Origin of the sequence: Salinimonas chungwhensis DSM 16280 (assembly GCF_000378185.1) — a bacterium.
Classification (GTDB): Bacteria; Pseudomonadota; Gammaproteobacteria; order Enterobacterales; family Alteromonadaceae; genus Alteromonas; species Alteromonas chungwhensis.
In genome coordinates this window covers 464546-484658 of record NZ_KB899376.1, presented here as the reverse complement: position 1 = coordinate 484658, position 20113 = coordinate 464546, and the positions used below count along the sequence as shown (strand labels likewise).

Here is a 20113-nt window from a genome sequence, read left to right as displayed (position 1 = left end):
GTTTTACGACCTCTTGGAGCCAGCCAAACGTAATGCGTCCGAATTCACTTTTACTACCATTCCGGTATCAAGCTGAACATGGATGCCATCTTTGGCAACTTCAGTAATTACGGCAGGCATTGGTGCCTTGCCCAACTTAACCGTCACTTTCGTCCCGGCATGAAGATCGGACTCAGACAAACGTGCCGGGGGTGTCTTCATTGGTCTATCAGATTTCGGTTTAGTTCCCTTTTTTGTCTCGTTCGCCCGCTTTGCTGGTCCGACAGCAGGTTTCGCAGTATTACGACGGGGCGGACGTTTTTCACCATCCTGTTGCTGTTTCGCCTTGCGTTTCTCTGCTGCCTTGGCTTTGCTTTCGTCAAGTTGCTGCCTGGCGTGGTCGGCGTGTTCTTTCTCTATCTGGGCATCCTGATTACCATCAAGGTCCACGCGGTAGGCGCCTTCTTTGATGCTATGCAGATAACGCCAACTATTAGTGTAATGTCTTAATGTAGAGCGCAGCAGTGTTTTACTGATACGTTCCTCATCTTCCAATCGTTGCGCCAGTTCCTGAAAGATACCGATTTTCAGCGGCTGTGCTTCGCCGGTGGTAGAAAAACAGTGAGGAAAACGCTCTGCCAAATAGGCAATAACTTCTTTGCTGTTAGAAAACTTCTCTGCTGATTCCATTAATTTAACGCTAGTTAGTAAAATTCCGAATTATCCGCATCATCCCAAGTTGCCAGCGTGTGGTCAACCCAATCCAGTAATTCATCATCATCAATGTCTAATAAACTGGCATTTCGGTGCCACTCTTCCCAAGTATAGTGCAATATTCGTTCAAGCCGCTCGGTATCGATATCCTCATCAGCGTTGTCATACACACCATGCAGGATAAAATTTAAACGTTCTGCGGCTTCCACCGGATCGGTATGAAAGTCATCCATATCCTGAGGCGTTGCAAGCACAACATGAATGTCTACATTATCCTTCATAACTGCGTTGTCTCTAAAATTCGGGCAATTTTTTCGAGACCGGTCTGATCAGTTGCTCCAAAGCGCCCTATCTCCGGGCTATCGATATCTAACACTCCCAGCAACTGGTTATTAACATACAGTGGTATAACAATTTCTGAATTAGAGGCTGCATCACACGCTATATGTCCATCGAAGGTGTGGACATCTTCCACCACGAGCGTTTTATTTTGCTGAGCCGCAGTTCCACATACCCCCTTATTCATGGGAATGCGTATGCACGCTGGCTGACCCTGAAATGGCCCCAGAACTAATTGTTCTTCTTTATAAAGATAAAAGCCTGCCCAGTTGACCTGCTCCAGATTGTTGTAAAGCAGAGCGCTCAGATTGGCCATATTCGCGATAAGATCATGCTCGCCACTGACCAGTGCTTCAGCTTGTTTTACTAAACGCTCATAAATCTGTTCGGACACCATTGTTCTCCATTAAAATTCAATTAAGTGCAAATGTGACACTTACATTTGCTTCTATTTGCTGCTGACCTGGCATACTGCCGCTTTCATCAGCCATCGCCATACTTGCCTTGCTGGAAGTCATTATTCTTCCGCCATATTGTTGAGTAACGTCAATGACATCGCCCACGTTTACATCAAGCTCTCCGGCAATCAGCGCAGCCTTGGATTTGGCGTCACGGATAGCATTTATCAAGGCTTGCTTAAACGCATTTTGCTGATCCTGTGAAATAAGATCAAACTGACTTATCCGGGTTACCCCTCGCTTGAGCGCACCATCTATAATTCTGTCATAGTGTTCAATATGGTTATGCGTAACTGAAATTTCGCGCGTAAGTATAAAACCCTGTTGCTTTCTGCCTTCTCTGGCATTTTCATACCAAGGTGCCAGTCTTACCTGCATTGACTGAATTTGCTTAGCCGGCACATCCTGCTCAAGTAAAAAGTCGGTCAGCTGGTTAAGGTGATGCTGCAGCTGCGTGTTCAGCTTACTTACTGTCTCCCCTTTTTGTTCCAGTACAAAAGTCACTGTGAAAGCATCCGGCGTTACAGAGGCGCTTCCGCTTCCCTGAACCTGTATCTGCGCTGGTTTACTTTGCTGAGCAAGTGCGGATGCAGAAAAAACCAGTGCTGTGATTGCAACTGAGCAGATTGCAGATAAAAAACGGCCGCATTTATATTTGGTCATAAACAACTCCTGTTTAACGTGTGACGGTGAATTTTTGCTGACACTATGAATACCTCAACGTGAATACTGAATGAACAACCGCTAGCCAAAGAACCAATAACTAACTGTGATAGCTGTTATTATACCGGCGGCATCGGCCGCCAGGCAGCACGCTACCGCATGCCGGGCATGTTTTATCCCAACTGCACCAAGGTACACAGCCAACACGTAAAATGTCGTTTCGGTAGAGCCTTGCAATACGGAGGATAGTCTTCCGGCAAAAGAGTCAGCGCCCTGGTATTGCATTGTTTCTATCATTAATGCCCGGGCGCCACTGCCTGACAACGGCTTCATCAGTGCAGTTGGCAGTGCATCAACAAAACGCGTATCCCCACCTAACATCGCAACTCCACTGGCTATCAGCGTTGAGATGTGCTCAAGAACACCGCTGGCACGCAGCATACCAATTGCTATCAACATCGCTAATAAATAGGGAATCAGGTAAATTGCCACCTCGAAGCCTTTTTTCGCCCCTTCGATAAATACATCATAAGTATTTAACTGCTTTTTATAGCCGGCCAGTAGGACTGTAACGATAAAGCTTAATAATAAGAAGTTAGCCACCATTGAGGACTGACTGGCCAATACGTCCGTGGCCAGCGTCGAAAAGTACATGACTATGGCAGTTAACGTTGCAAATATCAGCGTGGCATAAATAATAATGGTCTTTTGAAATAAATTGATCTTCTGAACCAAAGCGGTAACTGCGACGCCAGCGATGGTCGAGGCGCTGGTGGCCAGTAAGATAGGGATAAATACATCCGTTGGCAGGGCTGCACCCTGCTCTGCCCGGTATAAAAAGACTGCAATGGGGAACAATGTCACTGATGAGGTATTAAGAACCAAAAACAGTATCTGACTATTGGAAATGGTCTCACGATGAGGATTAAGACTCTGCATATCCTGCATTGCCCTAATGCCGAACGGCGTAGCTGCATTGTCCAGGCCCATTACATTAGCCGATAAATTCATGGTAATGCTACCAAGCGCAGGATGGTCTCTGGGCAGCTCAGGCATTAACTTGCACAATAAAGGTGAAAGTAATCGGGCAAATTTTTGAATCATCCCAGACCTTTCTGCCACTTCAAAAATGCCGAGCCAGAACGCCAGCACACCGATAAGACCCAACGCTATTTCTACACTTAACTCGGCCATGCTGTTAACTGCGGTCATTACCTGAGCAAAACCGGCATCGTTAGTGCCACTTACTACCTGAAAGCAAGTCGCCAGAAAAGCAGTCAGAATGAAAGTTAACCAAATTTTATGAATCATTCGCGCTTGTTGTTTTTATTCCTTTTAGGCAGTGTATCAGAAACCGTTTAACGCTAAATCATAAACCTTTAGCGCAAGGCTATAAACTTGCATTTAAAATAGCAAGCCTATAGCCTTGCAGTATATGCATAGAAAAATAGTAAAAGAAGATAGCTGTAACAAAGACAAGGAAAATAGGATGATTGCGGTATTGAATGCTGACTTGGTCGGCTCCACCCGGCTAACACCGGAAGACTACACGCAAACTATTGCAGATATCGAGGACTATTTGCAGGGGTTGAAGCATCAGCATAATGTTATTTACTCCCTTTACAGAGGCGATGAGTTCCAAGTTGCGTTTGAACATCCTGAAGCCGCCGTGACTACCCTCCTCAAGCTGAAGTTATGGTTAGCCAGTGCGAACCTGTCACATCCATTGCAAAGTACAATCAGTCTGGCTTACGGTCCAGGTGAACTGACCGGCGAAGATCCCGGTAAAGCCAACGGCGAAACATTTATACTGGCCGGGCGAACGCTGGATAAAATGCGCCCGGGTCAATTGGCGATAAATCTTCTGCATAAAGAAACGCCGGCGCTGACGGTTATATGTCAACAGTTGAGCTATATTCTGAACCGACTTAATACCAGTCAAACTACCTTGCTTTACGATTATGTGTATGAAGACTTTCCTACTCACCAAAATCTGGCTGATAAGCTGGCGACATCCCGCCAAAACATCAGTGAGCGGTTAAGCGCAGCCGGGGCTGACCTGCTACCGGGATTTATTGATTACATGAACAACCTGATACAACAGCAGATGCAAAAGGAAAAGTAAGTGACATTGCTACTTTTACTGCTCACCGCACACTTTATTGGCGACTTTTATTTGCAGCCAGCCGCCTGGATTGATAACCGACATGCTTATGGTATTCGCGCGGCAGCATTGTATAAGCATAGTTTGGTGCACTTTATTCTGGCGTTAATTGCTCTTCTGATTGCTGATTACTCGGTTATGCAGGCATGTTTATGGGGCGCAATTATTGCTGTAACGCACTGGCTTATAGACTGGGCCAAATCAGGCCGCCATGGCTTGAAGGCTTTTATTCTCGATCAGATAGCCCACTTTATAGTGGTTATTGCAGTAACTGTATTTCTTTCACAGATAACGGTTGAAACCCTTTTAGCGCTGGCAAAAACCCTCAGGCAACCGGAAAAACTAATATATATTCTTGGCTATATTCTGATTCTTAACCCAGCCAGTATTCTGATTGCGCAGATACTTTCCCGGCATACAAAAATTCTGGCCGCTGCAGAAAACCGCAGCCTGGGTGATGCCGGACGCTGGATTGGCTATGTTGAGCGTACACTAGCTCTTTCTTTTATACTGGTGGGTCAATACACCGGATTAGGGTTCTTAGTTGCCACTAAGACAGTCTTTCGGATTGGCGATTTGTCTAAGGCGAAAGATATGCGCCTGACCGAATATATGATGCTGGGTACGCTGTTTAGTTTCGCCCTGGCATTAATTGTGGGTTGGGTAATAATCGCCATCGTTCCAAATTTGGCTTAATATTCAAAACGATGGCAAACATCTAGTATCAGCGAATAACGTTTGCGATACTGGCTATACAGTGGTCAATGTTTCGGTCTTTACAGGCAAAGCCCATCAGACCAATACGCCAGACCTTCCCGGCCAGGTCGCCAAGGCCCGCACCAATTTCCAGGTTAAAGTCTTCCAGTAATTGTTGACGGGCTCTGGCATCATCGACACCCTTAGGAATATTGACCACATTAAGCTGAGGTAGTCTGTATGCCTCATCAACAGTAAATTCAATATCCAGATCACTGAGGCCTTTTAACAGTTTTTCATGGCCGCTGCGGTGTCTGTCCCATGCATGCTCCAACCCTTCCTCTTTAAGCATTCGCAGAGACTCATACAGGGCATACAGACTGTTAACGGGCGCAGTATGATGATAGGCACGTTTGCCCCCCTGGCCCCAGTACCCCATAATTAAATTCATATCCAAAAACCAGCTCTGCACAGGTGTGCTACGACTTTGAATGCACTCAACCGCCCGCGGGCCAAAAGACACCGGCGATAAACCCGGAACACAGCTAAGGCATTTTTGCGAACCAGAATAAATAGCGTCAATACCCCAGCCATCTACATCCACTTCGATACCGCCCAGCGAGGTAACCGCATCCACAATACTAAGGCAATCATATTTTTGTGCTAACCGGCATAATTGCTGAGCATCATTACGTACACCTGTAGAAGTCTCTGCATGCACAAATGCAAGAATTTTTATGTCTGGTTGTGCGCTTAACGTATCTTCAACCTTCTGTGCATCTGTTTGCGAGCCCCAGCTATCCTCTATTACAACAGCCTGCCCGCCACAGCGTATGACGTTTTCGACCATACGCTGACCGAACACGCCGTTAACACAAACCAGGACTTTATCACCTGGCTCCACCAAATTTGCAAAGCAGGCTTCCATGCCGGCTGACCCTGGCGCAGAAACTGGCATGGTCAGCGCGTTGCTGGTTTTAAAGGCATACTGCAGAAGTGCTTTGATCTCATCCATCAAGTCAATAAATAACGGGTCCAGATGGCCTATAGTCGGGCGCGCCATCGCGTTTAAAACGCGCTGACTCACATCTGAGGGGCCTGGGCCCATAAGTGTCCGTTCCGGCGGTATAAAAGTTGGATAAGCCATATCATTTCCTGGTAGTTTATGCGTATCGCGATTGTGTCAGCATATTCAGCAAAGCTCAATGTATGCATTACCACTATCATTGTGATGAATATAGATGCCTGGCAGGCTGGTGATCCGTAAGGCCTGATCCGCGTAGAGGATCAGGAAACACATTTTTATGATTACCGGTTTTGGCATACTCACAGGTTGGACCGGTTAAGAAAATGCTTGTCCCGCCGTAAGATATGAAATACATTTTTATCAGGCGATAAGAAGTCAAAAAAAATTCATAAAATTTTGTTTATAAATCGAACAATTGTGAGCTATGATTAATTTGCTATAACGATTGTTAGCACTTCTCCCTTTGCAATAGTTAGCGCACGGCTCAGCAATGAGCCATTCCCCTAGGCCCGGAACGCAAGTTCTGGGCTTTTTTTATGGATACTATAACCCGTCAGCTAACCCGCTAATTGTGGTGAGATGCTCACTAAAATGACGGCCATTTTTCACATAATGTTGGGCGGACGCCTTGAGCATGCTCGCAGTGTCTTCATCCAATGTTTTAACTACCTTACTTGGCGAACCCATAACCACCGAATAGTCAGGGATCTCAGTCCCCTCAGTGATCAGCGTATTGGCGCCGATAACGCAAAACTTACCAATTTTTGCCCGGTTCAGAACCACTGCGTTGATGCCAATCAGGCTATAATCATCGATTGTACAGCCATGCAGCATGGCTTTATGGCCAACGGTTACACCCTGGCCCAATGTCATTTTTTCACCATGGTCAGTATGTAAAACACTGCCATCCTGAATGTTACAGTCTCTGCCCACATCAATGGTGTCTGAATCGCCCCGAATAACGGCATTAAACCATACGCTAACATTCTCCCCGAGCCTTACATCGCCGATAACATGGGCGCCCGGTGCGATATAAACACCTTCAGACACATCTGGTTTTTTGTCACTCAATTGATAAAGCATGATCACTCAGCTCCTTTTTTGCGAATCATTCCTTCCTGCATAGTACTGGCGACCAAATCGCCCTGGCGATTAAATATCTGCCCTTTTACTATCCCACGACTGTTGCCGGTGAAAGGACTTTCCATAGCGTACAACAACCAGTCATTCAAATTCACCGGACGGTGAAACCACATGGCATGATCAATTGTGGCCATGCGCAGATTTTTATCTGATACCGCAATCCCATGTGGCTGCAAAGAGGTACTCAGAAAATGATAATCTGAAGCGTAAGCCAGCGTTGCCTGATGCAGTCCCTGCTCATCATCCATCACATCACGCACTTTAAGCCATACGTGTCGGACTGGATCCCGGGCCTGAGCTTTAAAAGAATTGGCGGCATCAACGGTACGAATATCTATGGGTTTGTGATAGCTCAGTGCTTCTTGCATGCCCGTGGAGAGTTTATGGTAATTTTTTTCGTAAAAGGTTATGTCTGACTCAAGCGTGTCAGGATCAGGCACATCCGGCATATCAGCGTACTGATGAGTCATGCCATCCTCTATGGTTTGAAATGAAGCCGTCATATAAAAAATGTTTCGGCCATCCTGAATGGCTTTCACCCGGCGCGCCGAAAAGCTGCGTCCATCCCGCACTACTTCCACATCATACACCACGGGTTTCTTAGCATCGCCCGGCAATAGAAAATAAGTGTGAAATGAGTGCACAACACGATTTTCATCTACTGTACGATGGGCGGCAGCTAACGCCTGACCTAAGACCTGTCCGCCAAACAATGCTCTAAAGCCTAAATCCCAGCTTTGTCCGCGGAACAGTCCTTTTTCTATGAGCTCCAGCTCAAACAGCGAGGACATTTTTACCTCTGACATGTTTCTACTCCATTTCGTTAATAACTTTTGGGTTTCTGGGATAATACCGTTCAGGCTGCTGTGTTCTGTGCTCAAAAAGCCGGGTATCTTTATAGGGTAATTTCATAAAACCGGATATGCCCAGCCCCTTGATTTGTGGCACAGCGGCGACAATTTCCGCCAGCAGTTGCTCAAATACAGCCTGTTTACTGTGGTCCAGCAACATATAATAACTGTGAATTTTCAGGTGGGCCGGAAGCGCCTCAAAAATAATACAGCCCGTATGATGAATATTATTGAGCTGTTCCAGGCGCTGCATAATCGACTCAGGAAGTTTAAGTAACTCATCCGGATCCTCGCCATCTTCAAAGTAAGAGTGCGTGCGGCTGTTATCTTTTACCGCCGGCGTGCGTGATAATTCAAAAGGGATCTTGCACGTTGCCGAAGGCATAAAGGCAGTATCTGGTGAGTCACGCTCTATGTGAAGTGTATCTTTAGCATTGAACATACAACATTTAAAAATGCCAGAGCGATGAATGGCTCTGGCCAGACTGATCACATTATTAACCGATTGTTCAAATGCTGCCTGTCTCGATTCATCATACAGGTTTAGACTGGAATCCACATACACGCCATCCGGTTCCCACCGAATTGCCATTCCCCCAACCACCGGAAATTTTCCTAAGCGGCTGACCGCGGCAATAAAGCCTTTTTCTGTTTCACCCATCCCCATCAGATAGTTTTTGTAATAACGTTCAAACTGCGCATCGTTAACGTATTTCAGCTGAGCATCTGCTTCGGGTGCATGTTGTCGTAAATACGACTTTCTGGAGCTATAAACCACAGTTTCAATATCTTTAGACTGACTGCTTATCCAAACCGGAATCATCGGTACAAAGCGTACTGGCCGATCATCACCAAATACCATGTGATTAAGTACATGGATGTGAGCAAACAGATAGTCGGCCCCTTTTTGTTGTTCATGCAAATCATCGCTGAGCATATGCGCCAGGATATTGGCCAGCATCTTGGGTAAACCCAGCGATTGAGGTGTGATAACTTTGCGCCCGAAACGGCTGGACTGGCCAGAAGCCAGTGCATAAATGGTACTGGCGAGCCCTTGCTCGTCAAAACGCGGCGAAGACAAAGCCCCATTCAATTGTTCATCCCCAATAAAATATACATCACCCAGGCGCGCATTGGTTTGTTGCATATCCGATGACATCAGATCCATAACATTGCCTGAAACAAACTGCCCTTCACTGTCTAGTTGTGCGAAAACCGATGAGCCCCAGTCGATAAGTTGCACACGCTCACCGATCGGGTCCCAAACCAGGTTTGAAGGCTTAATATCACCGTGCACAATAGGCTTTGGCTCTTCCTGAACCCGGTGCCCACGCAATGCTTTAAGAATCTGGGCCAGTTGTACGGTAATTTTAACGATAATACGCGCCGACAGGGGGCCAACATTCAGGCTTAACTGTTCAAGATCATCCCCTTCGGCTCGCTGCATGACCAGAATAGCCTGCTTTCTTACCTGCTGAAAAGCAACCAAAGCCGGTACATTGGGATGGTCTACCTGAGACAGCATAAACGCCTCATCTTCCAGCCGGTCTCTGACATGCTGCGGTAAGGTGATGCGCGAAAACTTAAACACATGCCGTTCGCCATCGCCAGATATGCCGGCAAATACAAACCCAAAAGCCCCCTTACCGATAAGGCCAATATCTGAATAACCAAGCTGAGCAAGCTGTTTTATACATAAATTAACCCAGTCTTTAAGCTTTTTTGCATCAGCATGACTTAATAGGTATATGGACTGCTCTTCTGGAATATAAAAATGTTTTAGCGCGCCGGCAGCATCAGTCATGAGTTTTCGTGTTTCAGCCAGTTTAGTGAAAAATGCGTACTCTCACCCATGGCTTTACAGACTTCTTTCATAGCCTGCGTAAGGTGCTCATCAAGTTGCCACGAAGGGTTCACCACACAAACCCCTGATCCATACATTCCAGCATCATAAGTATTGGGTGCCACCGTAAGTTCAGCACTAAAGCAAGTCTTGCCCAGTTTCGATACGCTATTTATCATGGTCTGGCAGGCCAATACTTTGTCTTTTGCCCGGTCGGACAGTAACGGATACCACAAGACAACCTGGGCGTTATGCCAGCGACGAAACATTGCATCTACTGACTGAGTGACTTTTTCGTACTCAGATTTTTGCTCATACGGCGGATCTATCAGTACCGCGCCCCTGTTAGGCGTTGGTGGTGTAAGTGCTATCAGTGCTTCAAAACCATCGCGGTAATGCAAATGAACATTTGCAGAGGTCGGGGTTTGCTTATTCTGCTCCGACATATTTTTCTGTAGCGCCGGAAACTCTGTTGGATGTAACTCCATCATATGGGCTGTGTCCTGACCCCGCATCGCCATTGTGGTGATGACAGGGGAGCCGGGATAGATACCGGCTTGCCATAACGGGTTTACTATTGTTTGATAATCATTGAGCAATGCACTGGCCGGGGTCAGATTTTCAAGACGGGCAATGCCACTGTCGAACTCTCGGTTCATTAGAGCCTGTTCACTGCTTAGCGGATACTCTCCGGCACCTGCATGGGTGTCAAACACGACAAATGGCTTGGTTTTTTGCTTCAGATGAGAAATAACACCTAACCATGTCAGATGTTTAAGAATATCGGCATGATTGCCAGCGTGAAAGGCATGACGGTAACTAAGCACAAAAATCCTGGAAAAACGGGTGATTCCGCTATATTACCTGTGCCGGGGAATAAATAACAAGAGTGCGACGTGAGTCGCACTCCATCAAGATTAGCGCAGGTGCATCAACATACGGGTGGGATTGGCCAGATAACTGCACCACAGATTATTGAACCTGACCATAGTCGCCCCATCAATAATGCGGTGGTCTCCGGACCAGTTAACCTGCATCATGTGCCGGGCAATAATGTTGTCATGTTCATCAAAGCGCGGCAGCTTCTGCGTTTTCCCCAGCGCCACGATGGCAGCCTCTGGTTTATTGATTACCGGGGTAGCTGTCATGCCGCCAATAGCGCCAATGTTAGAGATACTGATAGTGCCACCTTTTAACGTATCTCCACCGAGTTTACCGTCGCGCGCTTTATCAATAATTTCCTGCATTTGCTGTGCAAGCTCAAATAAGGTCAAATCCTGTACGCGCTTGATATTAGGTACCAGCAAACCAATTTTTGAGTCCACCGCAAAGCCAATATTATGATCATCAAAATACGTCAGCTCTGTAGCATCATCATTTAGCTGACTGTTTATAACAGGAAACTCTGTCAGCGCTAGTGACAATGCCTTAACAAAGAATGGCATGAAGCTCAGTTTGACATTCTGTTCAGCAAATACCGGCTTCAATTCGTTACGCAGCGCCATTAACGCATCCATCTGCAACTCGTCACTGACGGTGAAATGCGGAATTGTCTGCACCGAGGCCGTCATCTGTTTCGCCATTGCCGCCCGAATGCCTTTAACTGGCTCGGTACGCGTTCCCCCGCTTGACGTAGTCGTCGGAGCCGGTTCCGACTCACCCTCAACGTTTGCTGCATCAGCCTTATAAGAAGATTGCTGTGATCCGATATTCAGCACATCTTTCTTTAAAATTCGGCCTTTTTTACCGGACCCCTCTACAGCAGTCAGGTCAATATCTTTTTCGCGGGCGACGCGTCGAACCGCCGGACTAGCGAGTACCCGGCCGGGTATTTCCACTGGCGGTTCAAATTCGCCATCCGGCCATTTTTGGTTGCTCGCTTTATCTTCAGCGGCTTTGCGCTGAGTTGGTTGGTTTTGATCTGTCGAGAATGACTGCTTAGCATCACTACCTGACGCTTCAGTGGCCGAAGATTGAGCACCTTCCACAAGTAGCGCAAATAATGGGGCATGGACTTTAGCAATGTCCCCCTGCTGATAATAAAGCTCATGGACTTTACCGGCATGTTTTGCCGGTATTTCAACCATGGCCTTATCTGTCATTACTTCGACTACCGGCTGATCTTCTTCAATGACATCGCCTTTCTCAACGTGCCATTTAACGATCTCACACTCGACAATGCCTTCACCGATATCCGGAAGAATAAAGTCTTCTATATCGCCCTGACCTGTTTCGTCCTTTGCAGCATTATTTTCACGTCCCGGCGTTGCCTCTTCATTCTTTTGCGTATTTTGCTCGCTCGCTGACGCCTGCTCAGCGTCAGCGGACTCGCCGTCACCGTCAATGTCCATGGCGAACAGCGGTTCGTGTACTTTTGCGATATCACCCACTTTGTAGTGAAGCTTTTTGACAATACCAGCATGCATTGCAGGAATCTGAACCGTGGCTTTATCCGTCATCACTTCAGCCACCGGCTGATCTTCTTCGATGGTATCACCTTCAGCCACCAGCCATTCCAACAGTTCACACTCAACAATGCCTTCGCCGATATCCGGTAAAATAAATTCTGTTGTCATTCCTGACCCTTAGTACTTAAGTGTACGCTTGATGGCTTCATAGGTTTTCAGCTCGTCTGGCATGTACTCTTTTTCATGTGCCAGCGGATACGGCGTATCCAAACCACAAACACGGGAAATCGGAGCTTCCAGGTACAAAAAGCACCGGTCCTGAATGGTTGCCGCCACTTCACTGGCGAAACCACCGGTGAGTGGCGCTTCGTGGTTAATTAGCAACCTTCCGGTTTTCATGACTGATTCTGCCACCGCGTCGGCATCCCAGGGCAATATTGAGCGGAGATCGATAATTTCACAGGAAATACCATCTTCCAGCGCCATGTCTGCCGCTTTTTGCAAGATCTCAATCTGTGCACCCCAGCCCAGCAGGGTAATGTCGTTACCTTCCTGCACTGTATCAGCCTTACCAAGTGGCAGCTCGTAATCCTCATCGGGTACATCACTTACCGAAGCCCGGTAAAGGCGCTTAGGCTCTAAAAACAACACTGGATTGTCGTCGCGAATAGACGCCAGAAGCAATCCCTTCGCCTGATAAGGATTGCGGGGAATAACAATCTTCATGCCCGGTATATGCGCAAAAAAGGCTTCAGGAGATTGACTATGATAATGTCCGCCTGCAATGCCGCCCCCATATGGAGTACGGATGGTAAGCGTGCCACAGGAAAATTGCCCCCCGGAGCGATACCGAAACTTAGCGGTTTCATTCACAATCTGGTCGAATGCAGGGAAAATATAATCGCCAAACTGAATTTCAGCTACCGGCACTGAGCCCTGAGACGCAAGTCCATTGGCAAACCCAATAATACCCTGCTCCGTTAATGGTGTATTGAAACACCGATCTCTGCCATATTTTTCCTGCAGATTACTGGTAGCTCTGAACACGCCGCCAAAATGGCCGACATCTTCACCAAAAACCATCACTCGCTCGTCCTGATCCATAACAGTTATAAGGGCACTGTTGATTGCCTGCAAAAGATTCATTTTCGCCATTACTTCACTCTCCCTGATGTTTTAGGATAGGCGTCAGGATACTGGCTAATGTGTTTTTTAAGCTGATCAAGCTGCTCTTCAAGATGCCAGGGGACCTTGTCATAAACATCATTGACGATATCTTCAATGGGATTTACCGGTACTTTTTCTGCTTCTTTAAGGGCTTTAAGCACTTCCTGACGGGTTTCATCAATGAGTTGCTTATTGGCCGCTTCATCATACCAGCCTTTCTGTTGTAACCATTTCGCCATCCGCTGGATGGGATCTTTGGCTCGCCACTTATCTTCTTCATCGCGAGAACGATAGCCAGTGGGATCATCTGAGGTCGAATGCGCAGCCAGTCGATAAGTCATTGCTTCAATAAGAACCGGACAACGTTCTTCCAACGCCAGTTCACGGGCCCGCTTAGTGGCGGCAAACACTGCAAGTGGATCATTACCATCCACACGAATCGTTTTAACGCCATAGCCCAGACCACGTGAAGCTATGCCATCCCCGGCGAATTGTTCGTCTGCCGGTGTGGAAATCGCATAACCGTTGTTACGACAGAAAAATATGACCGGACACTTTAAAACCGCAGCCATATTAAGACCGGCATGAAAATCACCTTCTGAGGCCGCACCCTCACCAAAGTAGCAGATTGTAATCGCCTCATTGCCCGCCATTTTCTGACCATATGCATAGCCGGCCGCCTGCGGGATCTGGGTGCCCAGTGGCGATGAAATGGTCATAAAATTGAGTGCTTTGTCCCCATAATGAATGGGCATCTGCCGCCCTTTGTTAGGGTCTTTCTCGTTACTGAACATTTGGTTCATAAATTGTGAAGTCGTGTAACCACGATAGGCCAATGCACCCTGTTCACGATACTGTGACATGATCATATCGTCAGGCGATAACGCAGCAGCACTACCTACAGCCGCCGCCTCTTCACCTGTTGATGCCAGATAAAAGCTGATTCTGCCCTGACGTTGCGCACCGATCATGCGCTCATCCAGCACCCGGATATATTCCATGGTGTCATACATTTTACGAGCAACATCTTTGCTCAAGTCAGGCTCTTGTGCTTCTTCATGCAGGGTGCCGTCAGGCTTAAGGATTTGGAGCATGGGTATATCAATCAGGCCATTTTCAATGATGTGTACCTGATGAGTGGTTTTAACCCGTGCCAGATGATTTCTGTCTTGCACTGTGAATCCCTCTTGTTGCGTTGAGGTAAGAAAAACGGTCTATTTATGAGAAACTATGCTAGTGCATGTTGGATTTACACATCTTGCTATTTCCATCATGAATTAGCTCAAAATAGACATTCTGTCCTTTTTAACCATGACAAAATAGAATTTACATCCTAACATTTTAACCTGCCGTTAAAGTATACTCATATAATTTAACATTTATATGTATTGTATGATGCCTCTTTCAGGGATGCACTGATACGATTGATGACGCTTAATTCATCTACTATTCATCATTGTACTGGTATAGTTACCCTTTAAACTGGTCGTCAGTATACGGAGTTGCATTTTGACGTCGATGATTTCCGCCCTGGCTGCGCTGCTACTTACTACCGGAGCAACTGTCGCGCCTGCTAAGTTTGAACAGATAGACCCGGTTTCTAACAATAAAGTCACCGCGTACAATCATGCGCTACCGCGTCAGACTGATGATGCGTCAAAAGAAATATTCATTGTTCGTTTTGATGCACCTTCTGCAGTTAACTACCATGAAAATATTATAACCGCCGGCAGGCACCAACTTAGCGCACTGACTGCGGCGGACAAACGCCGGGCCGTATCCGCTGGTAGTGATGTAACACAATACGTTGCCAGGCTCAAAGAAGAACAAAGCGCTCATATTTCCAGTATGCAACACGCTGTTGGGCCATTCAGGGTGTTAACGCACTATCGCTATGCATTTAATGGCATTGCGATTAATGCTTCGGCAAAACAAGCTGCTATGCTGCGTAACTTCCCCGGTGTCAAAAAAGTTGAAGCTGACGCAGTCAGGCAGCTTACCACTGACACTGGGCCTTTATTGATTGGCGCTGAGTCGATCTGGAGTGGTCTGTCAGGTGCAGCAACACAAACTCTTGGTGAGGGAATTACTGTGGCTGTGCTGGATACCGGAATTAATACCGGTCATCCTTCATTTGCTGCTACCGGTGCTGACGGTTATACACATACGAACCCATTGGGCCCGGGGCGTTATCTGGGTGATTGCAATAAAGGGTTTGCCACATTATGTAATGATAAGCTCATTGGGGTGTACAGCTATCCGGCAATAACCGATGTTTATTCCGATGAGGACATCTTTGCGCGGGTACTTCCTGCCAACGGTGAAGACTATAACGGTCACGGCACTCATGTCGCAGCAACAGCTGCTGGTAATATTCTTACCAACGTAGCCGAGGTGCTGCCGGATGCAGGTCAAAACCAGAGTGAAGGGATAGAATCCGGTTTTGTCTATGACCAGATAGCAGGCGTGGCGCCGCATGCAAACATTGTTTCATTTCAGGTATGTCTGCCCGGTGAAGATGATGATACCTATAACGGCTGTTATGACTCTGTAATAGCCCGCGCCATTGAAGATGCCATTGCCTCTGGCGTTGTGGATATTATCAATTTTTCTATCTCTGGTGGGGGGGATCCCTGGACCGGTGCAGTCAACGAGGCCTGGCTTGCTGCGCATAGCGCAGGCATCTTTACCACTCACTCTGCCAGTAACTCGGGGCCAGACGCTTATACCACCGAAAAACAATCACCCTGGATGACAGTAGTCGGCGCCAGTACTCACGGCCGGTTGGTAGATTACGAGAAACAAATCAACAGCTTTAACGGTGGCACGTTTACACCGGCTCCGATAACGGGATCCAGTAATACCGGCGAAATCAGGGCTCCGGTTATTTATGCTGGCAATGTTCCTAACGACAACGATCCCGGTAACGATCCGGCACAGTGTTTGGAGCCCTACCCAGCGGGAACGTTCAACGGAGAAATCGTGGTCTGTGACAGGGGCGATATCGCGCGCATTGAAAAAGCTAAAAATGTGGCAGCCGGTGGTGCTGGCGGATTTGTACTGGCCAATGTAGAAGGTGGCGCTACCAATTTGGCCAACGACACCTACGTTGTGCCCGGTATCCACATCGATGCTTCAGATGCGACGGCCTTAAAAAACTGGTTAGCCAGTGGTGACAATCATGTCGCAACCATTACGGCCGCTGATGGTGGTATATCGGTAGATCCTGACGCTGCTGATATCGTCGCTGATTTTTCTTCGCGGGGGCCTAACTCACTAATCAGTACCCTTACCCCTCACCTTACAGCCCCGGGCGTTGATATATTTGCGGCGTATTCTGATGAACAATACGGCCATGATATCTCCGATCCGGCGCCGGCCGATTTTGCTTATCTATCGGGAACATCAATGGCAAGCCCGCATGTTGCCGGGGCCGCGGCGTTGATAAAAGCCGTCCATCCTGACTGGTCGCCAGATGAGATTCGTTCAGCAATGATGTTAACAGCGCACACGGCCGTCAGCAGTGGCAATAGTGGACGAGCCGCAAACTGGTTTGAGATGGGTGCCGGGCGGGTGCAGGTGGACGCCGCAATCCGCTCCTCACTCATAATGGAAGAAACCTCGGCTCGGTATCTTGCAGCCAACCCGGCTGAAGGGGGTGATCCCAGAGATTTGAATATGCCAGCTGTTATTGATAGCGAATGCTTTACGAATTGTCAGTGGCAACGCACGGTAACTGCTACGCAGGACGGAACCTGGACCACTGAGGCTATTTCACAGGACGCCGGATTCCTTGTCTCAGTGTCGCCCGCCTCATTTAATCTCGCTGCCGGTGAATCACAAATTCTGACTATAATAATGAATACTGAATCACTTAGCAGTAACCAACGCGGGTTTGGCCAGATTGCCATTACCGACGCCAGTGGCAACAACCTGCACATTCCCGTGGTCGCCTTCGCCAGTAACGGTACTATCCCTGATTCTGTGGATATCCAGGCGCACCGTGATTATGACAGCTTGTCAATTGAAGATGTTTACACCTCTGAAGTAGATGCGCTCACCGTGACCTCATTTGGTCTGATAAACGGTAGCCGGACTGAACAAATGCTGGCACCAGATTCCGATAATAGCGCCGTGCTTGATGACATAGAAGACGGCCTTTACCTACTCCCCGTGACAGTAACGGAGAATGATCTGCGACTGGTGGCTGAAATTACACAATCCAGTGCTCAGGATCTGGACCTGTACGTGGTTTTTGATGAAAACCAGAATGGTCTACCCGAAGAGACTGAAATTGTTGCCGAAAGCACGTCGTTCAGTGTGGTGGAATACATTAATCTGAACCAGCCAGATGCCGGCGACTACTGGGTTGTAGTACAGAATTGGGCGGGCTCAGGAGCAGCACGCGATGCGTTCACTTTGTTTACTGCGGTGTTGGACCGATCGGAAAAATCCAATCTGACTGTAGAGGCACCCGCGACGCTGGCTGCAGAAGAAGAATTTGATTTACAGATAAGCTGGGCATTGTCGCAAGCCGAACCTGGAGACAGATACTACGGTGCATTTGAACTAAATAGTAGTGCGCAGGCCACTGGTGATATCGGTTTAACGACAGTAGACCTGGTCCGTGAGCAAGACGATGTTTACCTGACCTCATCTGCACCAGCCAGGGTAGCACCCGGTGACAGGGTGCCTTTTACAGTTAATATTTTGACTAACGATACGCAACAAGACCGTGACTACGTTATTGATGTTTTGCTGGGAGACACGCTAACGCTGGTTGAAGACAGTGTAAGCGGAGCTGCCTCGGTCAGCGACAATGTGCTGACGTGGCAGGTTACGCAGCCGGCTGTAGAACGGCCCGAACATAACGTGGCAATGACGACCGGAGATACCGATTTACAATGTCATCAAAGCGGACAGCAACTCAATACGCTGGCTGGCTGGCAGCCAGCCAAGGCTGATACCGCTGCATTCAAAACTTATAACATTGATTCAAGCTATATGGGTAACGCCTTCAGTTACATGACCATTTTGCGTGAGGGGGCGGTAAACTTTGATCCCACCTTATCTGCTCTGCCAGGCAATGCTAACAATGCGTTTGCGCAGATTAACGCGGTAATAAGTGCCCGTGGCGATACCGAGAATATGGCCTCACGTGTTCTGCAAAACGCTCAGGATCAGACCATTGTCCAATGGACCACACCCGATGCAGGCACGCACGTATTGTTAATGCTTGATTCATCTGAACGCGATAGCCAGCCTGCAATTGTCATGGCTTATCCATCAATTGCTAAAGGAGCATCAGCGACACTGATTAACAACAAAAGAAAAGTATGGTCAAGCGATAACGCCATGGATATAGCCAATGGTGATGTGCTGTGTTTCTATCCGATGGACAATGCGGTACAGGTAATTGAACAACTGCAATTTGAAGCCATTGTGCAACAAAATGCGATGCCAGGCCCATTAGACATCCAGGTCCGTTCACGTGTGACCAACGTGTTAAATACGCAGGAAGAAACAGCTGCCAGTTTTACCGGCGTTCAAATTGATGCTCCGCCGCGGGTTACCATTGACGGGCCGGAGCTAGTCAATCTCGTGGCTGGCCAATCCATACAGGTATCGGCCACTGCCAGTGACGCCAATAGCGATGAACTGCGATTTCAGTGGCAGGTTGAGGCTGCGTCCGGTGTCACGCTGAGCAATGCGCAGTCTGAAACGGTTACCTTACGGGCGTCAGGTATCAGTGAAGCAACAACATTGACCTTACAAGTAACAGTTGACGATGGTTTTGCTAATCAGGCCACTGATTCTGTGACGGTGCAAATCACGCCAGCCCGATCGTCCGGTGGAGGTGATGCCGGGGGTGGCTCGATGCATTATATTGTGCTGTGTTGCTTACTTATAATGGTTTGCCAGCGTGCCTGGTCAAGACAATGATTACACATCGCTGGTGATAGAAAATGAAGAATTGATCTGATTATATCCTGAGGGGCTGTCCACAGGCAGTGCGGTCAGTTCCTGGCGAATTTTCGGAACCAGTAAATCGGTAAGAACATCAGTGCTAACAGACGGATCGAGCCAGCTCTGCAAACTGCCATCTTTCAGGCTAAGCATTAAAGGGCTGGCTTTTTTATGAACATGGCCAAGTTTATCATGTGGCGGCAAAGTGACTATCGAGCATGAATATTCAGTAAAAGTACGGCCAAGTTCGTCTTTACCCGTCCACATACGGTAGAGCCCGCCCATGGCCAGCGCCTCATCATTAGCAACAAGCAAATCGTGATAGTATTTTTTACCGTTGACCGTGATAGTTTCGCCAAATCCACCGGCAGGAATAATACAACGCTGTTGTCGAAATGCCTGGTAGCCGGCAGTACCTGGCTTATTCAGTTTGTCATAACGCGTATTAAATGAGGTGTACCGAGAGGGCTTGAACCGATGACCTTCACGTTCCAGCAGTAACCACCAAATCGCGTTGACCATGTTATGTTGCCGGCCCTGTTTCATGACAATGGAAACCTGTTCAGTGGGCCTGATAAACCGGGAATACCGCATACCTATTTGTGGCCACAATGCTATTTCCAGCTGATCGCATAAGGCGTTAACGCCGGGTGAATCTGTTACATTGAGTCTGCCGCACACGGTGCTCTCCTTT

At 47.7% G+C, this 20113-nt stretch carries 17 protein-coding genes; 3 read left to right on the top strand and 14 right to left on the bottom strand.

All coding sequences use genetic code 11. From position 1 onward, the window contains the following. Positions 1-3: 3 nt before the first annotated feature. The 5 genes from proQ to F458_RS0102210 form a co-directional block, all read right to left on the bottom strand. Complete coding sequence (gene proQ, locus F458_RS0102230; protein ID WP_018981747.1) at positions 4-669, bottom strand: RNA chaperone ProQ; 666 nt, start codon at positions 667-669, stop codon at positions 4-6. Positions 670-683: 14 nt separating this feature from the next. Next, the gene (locus F458_RS0102225) at positions 684-974 is read right to left on the bottom strand and encodes a hypothetical protein (RefSeq protein WP_018981746.1); all 291 of its coding nucleotides are present in this window, start codon (positions 972-974) and stop codon (positions 684-686) included. After that, positions 971-1429 carry a GAF domain-containing protein gene (locus F458_RS0102220; protein WP_018981745.1) on the bottom strand — a complete coding sequence of 153 codons (459 nt, stop codon included), beginning with the start codon at positions 1427-1429 and terminating at the stop codon, positions 971-973. Before F458_RS0102220 ends, F458_RS0102225 begins: the two co-directional genes overlap by 4 nt. A 16-nt stretch (positions 1430-1445) precedes the next feature. Further along, on the bottom strand, positions 1446-2153 hold the full coding sequence (locus tag F458_RS0102215; protein ID WP_018981744.1) for an SIMPL domain-containing protein: 708 nt from the start codon (positions 2151-2153) through the stop codon (positions 1446-1448). A gap of 81 nt (positions 2154-2234) precedes the next feature. Continuing rightward, positions 2235-3464 carry a nucleoside recognition domain-containing protein gene (locus F458_RS0102210; RefSeq protein WP_018981743.1) on the bottom strand — a complete coding sequence of 410 codons (1230 nt, stop codon included), beginning with the start codon at positions 3462-3464 and terminating at the stop codon, positions 2235-2237. A gap of 178 nt (positions 3465-3642) precedes the next feature. On the opposite strand from F458_RS0102210, the gene F458_RS0102205 reads away from it, so the two are divergent. Continuing rightward, complete coding sequence (locus F458_RS0102205; RefSeq protein ID WP_018981742.1) at positions 3643-4278, top strand: nucleotidyl cyclase domain-containing protein; 636 nt, start codon at positions 3643-3645, stop codon at positions 4276-4278. Beyond that, the gene (locus tag F458_RS0102200; RefSeq protein WP_018981741.1) at positions 4279-5013 is read left to right on the top strand and encodes a DUF3307 domain-containing protein; all 735 of its coding nucleotides are present in this window, start codon (positions 4279-4281) and stop codon (positions 5011-5013) included. Positions 5014-5041: 28 nt separating this feature from the next. On the opposite strand, the gene F458_RS0102195 is transcribed toward F458_RS0102200, so the two are convergent. The 8 genes from F458_RS0102195 to F458_RS0102155 form a co-directional block, all read right to left on the bottom strand. After that, on the bottom strand, positions 5042-6160 hold the full coding sequence (locus F458_RS0102195) for a pyridoxal-phosphate-dependent aminotransferase family protein (RefSeq protein WP_018981740.1): 1119 nt from the start codon (positions 6158-6160) through the stop codon (positions 5042-5044). A 423-nt stretch (positions 6161-6583) separates the two neighbouring features. Then, on the bottom strand, positions 6584-7123 hold the full coding sequence (locus tag F458_RS0102185; protein ID WP_026294427.1) for a gamma carbonic anhydrase family protein: 540 nt from the start codon (positions 7121-7123) through the stop codon (positions 6584-6586). Between the two features lie 2 nt (positions 7124-7125). Then, entirely contained in the window at positions 7126-7989 is an 864-nt protein-coding gene (gene tesB, locus F458_RS0102180; RefSeq protein WP_018981737.1) for an acyl-CoA thioesterase II, read from the bottom strand. Positions 7990-7993: 4 nt separating this feature from the next. Further along, positions 7994-9838 (bottom strand): protein kinase domain-containing protein, encoded by a 1845-nt coding sequence (locus F458_RS0102175; protein WP_018981736.1) that lies wholly within the window; start codon positions 9836-9838, stop codon positions 7994-7996. Then, positions 9835-10704 carry a 23S rRNA (adenine(2030)-N(6))-methyltransferase RlmJ gene (locus tag F458_RS0102170; protein WP_018981735.1) on the bottom strand — a complete coding sequence of 290 codons (870 nt, stop codon included), beginning with the start codon at positions 10702-10704 and terminating at the stop codon, positions 9835-9837. The genes F458_RS0102175 and F458_RS0102170 overlap by 4 nt, the downstream gene beginning before the upstream one ends. 90 nt (positions 10705-10794) lie before the next feature. After that, complete coding sequence (locus F458_RS0102165; RefSeq protein WP_018981734.1) at positions 10795-12453, bottom strand: dihydrolipoyllysine-residue acetyltransferase; 1659 nt, start codon at positions 12451-12453, stop codon at positions 10795-10797. A 9-nt stretch (positions 12454-12462) separates the two neighbouring features. Further along, a complete protein-coding gene (locus F458_RS0102160; RefSeq protein WP_018981733.1) occupies positions 12463-13440 on the bottom strand; it encodes an alpha-ketoacid dehydrogenase subunit beta in 978 nt (325 codons plus the stop codon). After that, entirely contained in the window at positions 13440-14627 is a 1188-nt protein-coding gene (locus tag F458_RS0102155) for a thiamine pyrophosphate-dependent dehydrogenase E1 component subunit alpha (RefSeq protein ID WP_018981732.1), read from the bottom strand. The genes F458_RS0102160 and F458_RS0102155 overlap by 1 nt, the downstream gene beginning before the upstream one ends. 343 nt (positions 14628-14970) lie before the next feature. Between F458_RS0102155 and F458_RS21130 the strand changes: the two genes are divergently transcribed. Further along, positions 14971-19395, top strand: a complete 4425-nt coding sequence (locus F458_RS21130; RefSeq protein ID WP_018981731.1) for a S8 family peptidase — start codon at positions 14971-14973, stop codon at positions 19393-19395. Here the strand turns inward: F458_RS21130 and F458_RS0102145 are convergent, their stop codons facing one another. Next, positions 19396-20100: an SOS response-associated peptidase family protein gene (locus tag F458_RS0102145; protein ID WP_018981730.1), complete on the bottom strand. Its 705-nt coding sequence runs from the start codon at positions 20098-20100 to the stop codon at positions 19396-19398. Positions 20101-20113 lie beyond the last annotated feature (13 nt).

Bases quoted from the DNA above. Each gene is read 5' to 3' on its own strand.
- proQ (WP_018981747.1), bottom strand. From the start codon at position 669: ATGGAATCAGCAGAGAAGTTTTCTAACAGCAAAGAAGTTATTGCCTAT.
- F458_RS0102225 (WP_018981746.1), bottom strand. From the start codon at position 974: ATGAAGGATAATGTAGACATTCATGTTGTGCTTGCAACGCCTCAGGAT.
- F458_RS0102220 (WP_018981745.1), bottom strand. From the start codon at position 1,429: ATGGTGTCCGAACAGATTTATGAGCGTTTAGTAAAACAAGCTGAAGCA.
- F458_RS0102215 (WP_018981744.1), bottom strand. From the start codon at position 2,153: ATGACCAAATATAAATGCGGCCGTTTTTTATCTGCAATCTGCTCAGTT.
- F458_RS0102210 (WP_018981743.1), bottom strand. From the start codon at position 3,464: ATGATTCATAAAATTTGGTTAACTTTCATTCTGACTGCTTTTCTGGCG.
- F458_RS0102205 (WP_018981742.1), top strand. From the start codon at position 3,643: ATGATTGCGGTATTGAATGCTGACTTGGTCGGCTCCACCCGGCTAACA.
- F458_RS0102195 (WP_018981740.1), bottom strand. From the start codon at position 6,160: ATGGCTTATCCAACTTTTATACCGCCGGAACGGACACTTATGGGCCCA.
- F458_RS0102185 (WP_026294427.1), bottom strand. From the start codon at position 7,123: ATGCTTTATCAATTGAGTGACAAAAAACCAGATGTGTCTGAAGGTGTT.
- tesB (WP_018981737.1), bottom strand. From the start codon at position 7,989: ATGTCAGAGGTAAAAATGTCCTCGCTGTTTGAGCTGGAGCTCATAGAA.
- F458_RS0102175 (WP_018981736.1), bottom strand. From the start codon at position 9,838: ATGACTGATGCTGCCGGCGCGCTAAAACATTTTTATATTCCAGAAGAG.
- F458_RS0102165 (WP_018981734.1), bottom strand. From the start codon at position 12,453: ATGACAACAGAATTTATTTTACCGGATATCGGCGAAGGCATTGTTGAG.
- F458_RS0102160 (WP_018981733.1), bottom strand. From the start codon at position 13,440: ATGGCGAAAATGAATCTTTTGCAGGCAATCAACAGTGCCCTTATAACT.
- F458_RS21130 (WP_018981731.1), top strand. From the start codon at position 14,971: ATGATTTCCGCCCTGGCTGCGCTGCTACTTACTACCGGAGCAACTGTC.